At 62.9% G+C, this 9,741-nt stretch carries 7 protein-coding genes and 2 pseudogenes; 3 read left to right on the top strand and 6 right to left on the bottom strand.

Features of this window, described 5'->3' with window-relative positions; translation table 11 throughout:
- Positions 1 to 136, bottom strand: a pseudogene (locus tag GVL04_RS23625) (lipoyl synthase); the annotation flags it as partial.
- The gene (lipB, locus tag GVL04_RS23620; protein ID WP_159709078.1) at positions 133 to 801 is read right to left on the bottom strand and encodes a lipoyl(octanoyl) transferase LipB; all 669 of its coding nucleotides are present in this window, start codon (positions 799 to 801) and stop codon (positions 133 to 135) included. The pseudogene GVL04_RS23625 and the gene lipB, both read right to left, overlap by 4 nt.
- Positions 802 to 950: 149 nt before the next feature.
- On the opposite strand from lipB, the gene GVL04_RS23615 reads away from it, so the two are divergent.
- Complete coding sequence (locus tag GVL04_RS23615) at positions 951 to 2,540, top strand: serine/threonine-protein kinase (RefSeq protein ID WP_159709076.1); 1,590 nt, start codon at positions 951 to 953, stop codon at positions 2,538 to 2,540.
- A gap of 16 nt (positions 2,541 to 2,556) precedes the next feature.
- On the opposite strand, the gene GVL04_RS23610 is transcribed toward GVL04_RS23615, so the two are convergent.
- Positions 2,557 to 3,456 (bottom strand): TIGR01777 family oxidoreductase, encoded by a 900-nt coding sequence (locus tag GVL04_RS23610; protein ID WP_159709074.1) that lies wholly within the window; start codon positions 3,454 to 3,456, stop codon positions 2,557 to 2,559.
- Positions 3,457 to 3,541: 85 nt separating this feature from the next.
- Between GVL04_RS23610 and GVL04_RS23605 the strand changes: the two genes are divergently transcribed.
- A complete protein-coding gene (locus GVL04_RS23605) occupies positions 3,542 to 7,072 on the top strand; it encodes a S41 family peptidase (RefSeq protein WP_159709072.1) in 3,531 nt (1,176 codons plus the stop codon).
- An 84-nt stretch (positions 7,073 to 7,156) separates the two neighbouring features.
- Here GVL04_RS23605 and GVL04_RS23600 read toward each other — a convergent pair whose 3' ends face one another.
- On the bottom strand, positions 7,157 to 7,585 hold the full coding sequence (locus tag GVL04_RS23600; RefSeq protein ID WP_159709070.1) for an OsmC family protein: 429 nt from the start codon (positions 7,583 to 7,585) through the stop codon (positions 7,157 to 7,159).
- A 133-nt stretch (positions 7,586 to 7,718) separates the two neighbouring features.
- Between GVL04_RS23600 and GVL04_RS23595 the strand changes: the two genes are divergently transcribed.
- Positions 7,719 to 8,102 (top strand): VOC family protein, encoded by a 384-nt coding sequence (locus tag GVL04_RS23595; RefSeq protein ID WP_159709068.1) that lies wholly within the window; start codon positions 7,719 to 7,721, stop codon positions 8,100 to 8,102.
- Positions 8,103 to 8,195: 93 nt separating this feature from the next.
- On the opposite strand, the gene GVL04_RS23590 is transcribed toward GVL04_RS23595, so the two are convergent.
- Positions 8,196 to 8,549 carry a hypothetical protein gene (locus GVL04_RS23590; protein WP_159709066.1) on the bottom strand — a complete coding sequence of 118 codons (354 nt, stop codon included), beginning with the start codon at positions 8,547 to 8,549 and terminating at the stop codon, positions 8,196 to 8,198.
- A 134-nt stretch (positions 8,550 to 8,683) separates the two neighbouring features.
- Positions 8,684 to 9,730 (bottom strand): annotated as a pseudogene (gene sucB / locus GVL04_RS23585) (2-oxoglutarate dehydrogenase, E2 component, dihydrolipoamide succinyltransferase); the annotation flags it as partial.
- Positions 9,731 to 9,741: the final 11 nt, after the last annotated feature.

Below are 9,741 nucleotides of genomic sequence, written 5' to 3'. Positions count from 1 at the left end.
CCAGGTTCTTGAGCTGGACAAACTCAGGACCCATCTGGACCTTGGCCTTGATCCACTCGGGCTTACGTTCAACCGGGACCGCCGCGTTACGCGCCTCAACGCGCAGCAACTTACGGCCTTCAGGTGCCAAGGTCACTGGAGTGCTCCTTCGGGGGTGGAAACGAGTGCTTCTTCATGCTTGCGGAACTCTTCCACGAAGCGGTCAACGATGTCGGCAGGATTGATGGTCCGGCCTGCTTCCAGCGACATGGTGGTGACGCTGGCGTCAGTGATCCCACAGGCGATGATCTGTGCGTAAGGAGCCAGGTCATTGCTGCAGTTGATGGCGACACCGTGCATGGTGACACCGTCCAGGACGCGTATGCCGATGGCGGCAATTTTGCGGTCCGGGCCCTTTTCGTCTGCAAGAATCCAAACTCCAGCCCGGCCCTTCACGGTGACTGCGTTAATGCCGTAGTCAGACATGACCGCGATCATGGTGGCCTCAAGCCGTTCCACGTAGTCACGGATACCGGCGCGGTTCTTGAGTTTGAGAATCGGGTAGGCAATCAGTTGGCCGGGGCCGTGCCACGTCAGTTTGCCGCCACGGTCCACGGGCACAACGGGTGTCCCGTCAAAGGGGCGCTCGTGATCTTCCGTGAGTTTGCCGGCCGTATAGACGGCAGCGTGCTCCAGGAGCAAGACGGTGCTGTTCTGCTCGCCCGCAACAACTTTGTTGTGGATCTCGCGTTGCAGGTCCCAGCCCTGCATGTAATCAACGAACTCCGGGGCAAGACCCAGTTGTGAAAACTCAAGAGTCATGGGTTCAAGCTTAGACCCAGCAGGACAGTGGCCATGATTTTGTGGCGAACCTCTCAGTCGCATCCTGCGCTGGCGTTGCCAAGCGGGCGCAAGCGGGCGCCCTGTGGATAACTTCTGCGGGAAATCCCGTGGTCCGGTAGACCTTGTCTATGAAATCTCTGGATAATCCCACCGGCGTGGTGCCCCTTGTTCCTGGTTACCAGACATCCCGCCAATTGGGCCAAGGCAGCAGCTCAACAGTTTGGCTCGTGACAAGGAACAGTGACGGGTCGCGGTTTGCGATCAAGTGTGGCGGGGGAGCAGCCGGGGACAGCAACAGCGGCGGAGCAATCACAGAAGTTGTTTCGCGGGAGGTCAGGCTTCTCGCAGGCTTCAAGCATCAGCACCTCGTTCGAATTCATGAAGTCCTGCCTGTGACTGGCAATGCCGGGGAGACTTTTGGGATTGTCATGGACTACGCCGCCGGTGGCTCACTGGCCAACTTGATGTCCGGGCGGGGCAGTCTTCGCGTGGGTGAAGCGGTGACCATGCTGACCCCCATTGCCCAAGCTTTGGACTACCTGCATGTCAACGGTGCGGTGCACGGAGATGTGTCGCCGGGCAATGTGTTGTTCACGGCAGAGGGGATGCCACTGCTTGCAGACTTCGGCGTGGCCTCGATGGTGGGCGGCGCTCAGCAAATCCTGGATGCAGGAACCCCCGGTTTCAGGGACCCCTCAGTCGTCACCACAGGAGATCATGCCCGGCGCGAACTGCAGCCACAGCGTGATGTCTATTCGCTGGCAGCCGTTGGATGGTATTGCTTAACCGGGTCTGCGCCGGCAGATACCCGGCACCGCCCACCTTTGTCTCTGTTGGTTCCGGATGTTCCAAAGTCCCTCGTGGCTGCTTTGGAGGCTGCGCTTGACGCCGATCCCCAGGTGCGTCCGACTGCCCGGGAACTTGGTACGGCGATCTTCAGAAGCGCTGCTCCCGAGCCACTGGACTTGTCCGGAGCTGTGCATCCCTCCGTGATTCCAGAGCTGCTTACCCGGCGCGAGGCGTTGGGTCGTTCACAGCGCCTCACGCCGCCATGGATACGCCGGTTCCGTCGATTTCTGCGGGGTAGACCACAGGCCACAATCCGATTGGAACGCCGCCGGCGTCGAGGCAGGGGCACACGGATCAAGAATTTTGCCCTGGTCCTGGCGGCCGGCATGGTTATTGGCGCTGGTGGGTGGACCGTTTCGCAGCAGGCAATTGAAAACATCGCACCCGGTCTTGTGCCAGCACCGGGCCCTGCATCATCAACCGCTCCCGCTCACTCGTCGGACCTGCCCGGTGGACTTGCCGAAGGGCTTAGAGCTGAGGATCCGGCAGTGGCGGTAAGGGCATTGTCATCCGTCCGTGATGTCGCCCTGGGACAAGGACGCCTTGACCTGTTGGCCTTGGTCAACGCGCCTGGATCACCCGCTGAAGCAGCCGACAAGCAGGTGGCGGATCACCTCAACGAGTCAGGAACGGTCTTCGCCGGGTTTTCCACGACGTTGTCCGGGGTGACCGTTGAAGGATCCCCGGAGTCCAATGACGTGTTCGTGGCCGTTATGGTGGCGACGTCCACCTTCGAGGAACGCGATTCGTCGGGTGCGGTGACACGCACCCAGCTCGCCGGTTCGCCGCAAGACCTCCGTTTGCACATGGTTCGCACAGACGGCCGGTGGTGGATATCCGGGATCCTTGCCCCAAACGCCGCTGGGTGATGAGTTGAGGAGCAGATCAGCGCGCAGTGCTTTTACTCAACCACGTCATGGCATCAGTCAACGATGGGTGTTGCCAGTTGAAACCAGCCTCCGCCAGCCGGACGGGCTCCATTCGCTGGTCGGCCAACACGAGTTCATCTGCCAGCCGTCCGAGAACCAGACGCAAGGCAGGCCGGGGGACACGGCACACGGCGGGCCTGTGGAACGCCTTCGCGAGGCCAGCGACGATGGCATTGACATCCGCGCTTTCCGGTGCGCAAACATTCACGGGCCCATCGACGTCGGATGTGAGGAGGTATGCCAGGGCGCCTGCCTCGTCGGTCAATGTTATCCAAGGCCAGTACTGGCGTCCGTTCCCAAACGGTCCACCGAGTCCGAGCTTTAACAAGGGGAGCAGCGGCCCGAGTGCGCCTCCAGAGGTGCTGAGCACCACGCCCGTCCTCGGAGTCACTACCCGTACGCCCGGTGGCGCTGTCCTTGCAGTGCGCTCCCACTCAACGCACAAACTGCCCAGCACGCCCGCGCCGGGGCCCGAATCCTCACGCAGAACGCCTTCGCGCGAGGCGCCGTAGTAGCCGGACGCGGACTGGCTGACGAAGGTGGCTGGCGGATTGTCCAGTCGTCGCATGGCGGCCGTCAAGGTCCCGGTGGCTTGGAGCCGGGAATCCCGGAGGACCTGTATCCGCCGTTTGGTCCACGGGCGGTCCCCGATGCCGGCGCCGGAGAGGTTGACTACGGCATCCGTGTTGTCCAGGACGGCCTCATCGAGTTCTCCCGCCGACGGGTCCCACGTCCATTCGCCAGTGTCCCTGGCAGGTCGCCGTACCAGGCGGATGACGTCATGGCCCTGTCCCCGCAGATGCTCCGACAGTGCAGTTCCAATCATTCCCGACGCTCCGGACATCACGATTCTCATGACCCATCTCACCATGGGCAGCGTGTGTGGCGGAAACGCCTGTCGGTGCGGCTGAGGGTGGGCGCCTCTTGACTATGATCGAACAATGACCTCCTCCAGCTACCTCCGTTTCCCGCATGTGCACGGCGATCTGGTCACTTTTGTGGCAGAAGACGACATCTGGATCGCACCCCTGTCCGGCGGCCGTGCCTGGCGTGTTTCCTCGCAGCAATTGCCGGCCAGGAACCCCCGCTTCACTCCCGACGGGAAGCGGCTTGTTTGGACGGTGATTGTCGGCACGTCACCGGAGGTCGTGACAGCAAACGTCGACGGCGGTGGATACAGGCAGTTGACCTACTTCGGACACGGCACCACAAAAGTCAAGGGCTTCACCCCTGCAGGAAACGTGGTGGTCACCAGTGCTTTCCAACAAGCGGAAAGCCGGCACACGCATGCCTACAGTCTCCCGCTTGACGGCGGTGCCGCCGTCGAACTTCCTTTTGGTCCCGTTGAGTCAGTTGCGTTCGGTCCCGAAATCGGTGACGAGAAGCCCGTTGTCCTGGCAAGCGTCCTTTCCCGCGAGCCGGCATGGTGGAAGCGATACCGTGGCGGCACCGCCGGCAAACTGTGGATCGACGCCGACGGCAACGGTGAGTTCGATCGATTGATCCCCGAGGTGGATGGCAACGTTACCGACCCGCTGTGGGTCGACGGGCGCATCGCCTTCCTTTCAGACCATGAGGGGTATGGAAACCTATACTCCGTGCTGCCCGATGGGTCGGGGCTGCGCCGCCACACCGACCACGAGGACTTCTACGTCCGGCACGCGAGCACTGATGGCAACCGGGTCATTTTCGAATCTGCCGGAGAACTGTGGATGATCCCATCGCTTGGCGGGGATGCCGAGGCCGGCAAACTGAACATCACCCTGGGTTCAGCGTCTCCGGCCCGCCGTCCTGCACCGCTCAAAGCATCTGCGCACCTTGGCGATGTGGTTCCCAACGCCGCTGGCACAGCCAGCGCCGTCGAATCGCACGGGACCCTCCACTGGCTTCGCCACAAGGACGGTCCCTCACGGGTAGTGGAAGCGACGCCCGGAGTCCGAGCCCGCTTGCCACGTCCGCTCACTGATGGCCGGATTGCGTACGTCGCTGACCACGGGGCCGTTGAAGCCGTGTACATCAAGCGCATTGCTTCGCGACTTTCTGCAGCTGTTGAGGTGCCTGCAAAGGTTGATCCAGAGCCCCCTCTGGTCGATGACGCAGATCCATTGCCCAAGCCTGTCTCCGCGTCGAATGTGCTCGGGCAGGGGAGCACTTCGGCGTCAACAACCGCCACCATAAAGCCATCGGCCGGGGGGACTGCTCCGGAAGGGGACGCAGCCCGCGGGAAATCCGGCGAGGCAGCCGAACCGTCAGCAGACACCGTGAGCGGATCGGCGACGCCCACAGGTCTTGCACCAGCGGAGGATCCGGTAGATGTCCGCATTGATTTCCCGTCGCCTACGCGCACGAGTGCCCTGGAAGCCAGCCCGGATGGCCGCTGGCTCGCCGTCGGTACCTCGTTCGGTGACGTCTTCGTGGCCGATACCGCGGTGGGCACTCTGACACGGCTCGTCAGCGTTGGTGAGGGCAGCATCGATCAACTGGCGTGGTCCGGTGACTCGCAGTGGCTCGCATGGTCCGAACCCGTCACTTCCTTTGGCTCGCGGAGCAAAGTCCGGATCGCCCGACCAAGTGAGCCTGGGGCCGGCATCATGGATGTCACGGATGGCCGTTTCTGCGATGAATCGCCACGGTTCACCCCTGATGGGAAGTTCCTTGCTTTCCTGTCCAACCGAAGCTTCGACCCCGTCTATGACGGCCACTCCTTCGACTTGTCGTTCCCGAGCCCGATCAAGCCATACCTGGTTGCCTTGGCTGCGGTTACTCCTTCACCCTTCGGCCCGTCCGTCGACGCACTTGAGGATGCCCCGGCCACCCCGACAAAGTCCGACGACGGCGGCGCACCTGCCGTGCGGGTCGACCCGGACGGCCTTGCGCACCGTGTCATCGCAGTCCCGGTGCCCCAGGGAAACTATTCGGAGTTGGCTGTCGGGGACGGTGCACTCTTGTGGCTCGATACTGAACTCTCGGGCGTCACCGGTGAAGGTAAGGGCACCCTGCAGGATAAGAAGACCTCACCATCACTGGTGCGCTATGACCTGGCAAAGCGGAAGCAAACCACCCTGGTTGCTGCTGTGGACAGATACCGCTTGTCGGGCGACCTCAAACGGGTTGTGTACATCCTGGATCAACAGATCACGTCCGTGCCGGCTGACGCCAAGGTGGATGAGGAATCCGGAGACCTGGTGAAGGTGGAACTTAACAGGGTCCGCGTCACCCTTGACCCCGTGGCCGCGTGGGGACAGGCGTTCGATGAGGCGTGGCGCCTCCAGCGGGACTTCTTCTGGACCGCCGACATGGCGGGCCAGGATTGGGACTCCGTGTATAAGCGGTACCGCCCGATTGTGGATCGCTTGGGTTCCCACGACGATCTGGTTGACCTGCTGTGGGAAATTCATGGCGAGCTGGGGACATCCCACGCCTATGTCAAACCGGCCGCAGTGGCTGAGCCCGGACGTAACGGCCAGGGCCGGCTCGGCGCTGAGTTGCAGCTCGGTAAGCACGGCTGGGAGATCACAAGGATACTGGCGGGGGAGTCGTCCGATCCCCTGGCGACTTCACCGTTGACGCGTCCCGGAGCGGATGCGAAGGTGGGCGACGTCCTTCTGGCGATTGACGGCGTCGAACTTTCCGCGGCCTTGACGCCGGCAATGCAGCTGGTGGGCGCTGCAGGCAGAACCGTGGAACTGACGCTTCTGAACGGTGAGGGACATGGCGAAGCCGCAGGTGCCCAGCGTCGAGTGGCTGTGGTCCCTGTCCGTGACGAGGAGAGGTTGCGGTACCAGGATTGGGTCAGGGCCAACCGTCGTACGGTGCGTGAGGCCTCGGATGGCAAATTCGGCTACCTCCACGTCCCGGACATGATGGCCAACGGCTGGGCACAGCTCCACCGCGATCTCGACACCGAAACGGCGCTGGATGGCTTGATCGTGGATGTGCGTCGCAACCGTGGCGGGCATACGTCCCAACTGGTAGCCGAACTGATCGGGCGGAAGGTCACGGGATGGAGCATGCCGCGCGGAGAGAAGCCGCGGACCTACCCGCACCACGCGCCGCGAGGGCCCGTGATCATTCTGGCAGACGAATTTGCCGGATCCGACGGTGACATCATCACCCAGGTGTCCAAGCTCAGGGGCATCGGCCCGGTCATCGGTACGCGGACGTGGGGCGGCGTGGTGGGCATCGACAACCGCTTTGCCCTTGCCGACGGTACAGGTGTGACGCAGCCCCGCTACGCCACCTGGTTCGGTGGCGGGATCGGGTGGGACGTTGAAAACCGCGGTGTGGAGCCGGACATCGAAGTCCTCTTCCCACCCCACGCTTACGCTGCCGGAACAGATCCGCAACTGGAGTACGGGATCGGTGCGCTCAAGGAAATGATCCAGGAACTGCCAACTGATCGTCCCCCGCTGCGTGAGGGCTACCGGAAGGTGCGGCCGGCACCACTGCCCTCACGTCCGCAAAAGGGCTAGCAGGCGGGTCAAGCACAGAAGAGCCCCGGCATTTCCCGTGAGGGGAATTGCCGGGGCTCTTCTGCTGTTCAGGCGTTGGTGATGCTACGCCGCCAGCGTGGCATCCAACGTGATCTCGATGCTGGCCAGTGCGCCCGAAACGGGGCAGCCGGTCTTTGCGTCTTCGGAGATGCGACGGAAATCTTCTTCAGAAAGGCCCGGAACCTTGGCGGTCATTGTCAGGTGGCTGCCGGTGATACCGGTGCCGGGAACGAAGGTCACATCAGCCTTGGTGTGCACTTCTTCAGCAGTGAAACCTTCACCAGCAAGAGCGTGGCTGAAAGCCATGGAGAAGCATGCGGAGTGGGCAGCCGCAATCAGTTCCTCGGGGCTGGTCTTGCCGCCGGACTGCTCGGTGCGAGCCTTCCAAGTGACATCGAACGTGCCCAGGCCTGAGCTGTCCAGCGTTGTGTTGCCGGCGCCTTCAATCAGGTTGCCGTTCCAAACCGTGTGTGCGGTGCGTGTTGCTGCCATGTCCACTCCTTGGGGTCGTTGTGAGTCGGCAACCAGCCTTCGGCAGGTGCCACCGGGATCAATCCTATGGACTTGGCTGCCGGACCGCACGGCCATTCCGCTGTCAGTGGATTGTGACCCCTAGACTGGCCAAATGGATACCGAAGAACGGGTCATCGCAGCGCGTGGCCGCGGACCCAGAATCGCGACGATCATGATCAACGCCGTCGACGCAGCCCACTTGGCGGCCTTCTGGTCGGAACTGCTGAACATGCCCGTTGCCGCCGAGCATGAAGGTTTCATCTGGCTGCAGCCCTCGCAACCTGGCTACCCTCAACTGGCATTTCAGCAGGTCGCTGCTCCCACCGAGGGTCGACGCCGGCTTCACTTGGACCTGCACGACGACGATGCCACGGCTCTCAGGCGAAGGGCCGAATCGTTGGGCGCTACTTTCGTAGAGGGGCATGACATCGCGGACTTTCACTGGGACGTCATGCAGGACCCCGAGGGCAACGAGTTCTGCATCGCCCAGGAGTAGGAATTCCATAGACAGCAGCCGCCCCGCTCTGCCTGAATGCAGGGCGGGGCGGCTGCCGTAGTTCAGGGCAATGCCGAGTGGACGGTACCCGGATTAGTTCCAGAGGGTGGCGATCGCGATGTTCACCAACGCAAGGCCACCTACACCGTGGGCCAATCCAGTCGATACGGGTTCGCCGTTCTTTACCTTGCGTGAGCCGATGACGGCAAGGACTGCAACTGCCACGCCGATAGCGAACTTAACGCCAAGCTTGAAGTAGTTGGGATCGGCGTCCGGCAACAAGGGGAAGAGCCCCATCATGGCGATGCCCGTAAGGAGCTGGACGAAAGCGCCGTCGCGCTGGCGCGGGTGGACGGTGGGCTCCCTGAGGGTGGCGATCCAGTAGCCGACAATCATGGCTGCGCCGACGATGTGCAAGAACACCAAAATACTGAAGAGAATACTCATGCCCCCAGCTTATCCAGTTGGTTCTACGTCCCGTAGCAAAGCCACGCGAGTGGGCACAGCAAAGGGGCAGGCCACCGGATATCCCGGTAGCCTGCCCCTTTTGTCCTGTAGGCGCCGCCTACGGGAGCTGAGTCCTAGAGACCCAGGTCCGCTTCGAAGGCACCTTCCTCAAGGCGGGCCTTGAGGGTCTGGAGGAAGCGACCGGCGTCCGCGCCGTCCACCAGGCGGTGGTCATACGTCAGGGACAGGTACATCATGGAGCGGATGGCGATCGAGTCGTCGCCGTTTTCGTCGGCAACCACGACGGCGCGTTTGACGATCGCGCCGGTCCCGAGGATACCGACCTGCGGCTGGTTGATAATCGGGGTGTCGAACAATGCGCCAACAGAACCGATGTTGGTGATGCTGAACGTACCGCCGGAAAGCTCATCCGGACCGATCTTGCCGTCTCGGGTACGGCCTGCGACGTCGGCGATCTTGCCGGCGAGGCCCGCAAGGTTCAGGTTCCCGGCGTCGGAGATGACGGGGACCAGGAGGCCCTTGTCGGTGTCGACGGCGATCGCCAGGTGCTCGGCGTTGTGGTAAGTGATTTCCTGCTTGGACTCGTCGTAAGCAGCGTTCAGCTTCGGGTGCTGCTTCAAAGCCTCGGCCACAGCCTTGGCGATGAACGGCAGGAAGGTCAACTTGACACCGTTCTGGGCCTGGAACGAGTTCTTGGCCTTGAGGCGCAACTTGGCGATCTTGGTCATGTCGACCTCGTGCACCTGCGTCAGCTGGGTGGAGACCTCAAGGGACTCGCGCATGCGGCGGGCGATGACCTGGCGGATACGCGGGGCCTTCTCCGTGGTGCCGCGCAGCGACGACGCGACGACCGGGGCAGCAGCCTTGGCGGCCGGAGCAGCCGCAGGAGCCGATGCAGCGGGGGCTGCGGCTGCCTGCTTGGCTTCGGCAGCGGCAAGGACATCCTGCTTGCGGATACGGCCACCGACACCGGTGCCCGAGACTGAAGCGATGTCCACGCCATGCTGGTTGGCAAGCTTGCGGACCAGGGGAGTGACGTAACCGGACTCCGAAGAACCTTCAGTCGCCGCAGCAGCCGGAGCCGGAGCCGGTGCAGCAGCTGGAGCAGCGGCCGGAGCTGGTGCAGCGGCGGGGGCCGGTGCGGCGGCGGGGGCCGGTGCTGGCTCTTATT

Origin of the sequence: Arthrobacter sp. 18067 (genome assembly GCF_902706295.1) — a bacterium.
Lineage (GTDB): Bacteria > Actinomycetota > Actinomycetes > Actinomycetales > Micrococcaceae > Arthrobacter.
Note: the sequence above shows the minus strand (reverse complement) of the source record. Positions and strands in the feature narration are given on the sequence as shown.

What these genes read in the sequence shown, in the direction of transcription:
- lipB (WP_159709078.1), bottom strand. Translation starts at nt 801, where the DNA reads ATGACTCTTGAGTTTTCACAACTGGGTCTTGCCCCGGAGTTCGTTGAT.
- GVL04_RS23615 (WP_159709076.1), top strand. Translation starts at nt 951, where the DNA reads ATGAAATCTCTGGATAATCCCACCGGCGTGGTGCCCCTTGTTCCTGGT.
- GVL04_RS23610 (WP_159709074.1), bottom strand. Translation starts at nt 3,456, where the DNA reads ATGAGAATCGTGATGTCCGGAGCGTCGGGAATGATTGGAACTGCACTG.
- GVL04_RS23605 (WP_159709072.1), top strand. Translation starts at nt 3,542, where the DNA reads ATGACCTCCTCCAGCTACCTCCGTTTCCCGCATGTGCACGGCGATCTG.
- GVL04_RS23600 (WP_159709070.1), bottom strand. Translation starts at nt 7,585, where the DNA reads ATGGCAGCAACACGCACCGCACACACGGTTTGGAACGGCAACCTGATT.
- GVL04_RS23595 (WP_159709068.1), top strand. Translation starts at nt 7,719, where the DNA reads ATGGATACCGAAGAACGGGTCATCGCAGCGCGTGGCCGCGGACCCAGA.
- GVL04_RS23590 (WP_159709066.1), bottom strand. Translation starts at nt 8,549, where the DNA reads ATGAGTATTCTCTTCAGTATTTTGGTGTTCTTGCACATCGTCGGCGCA.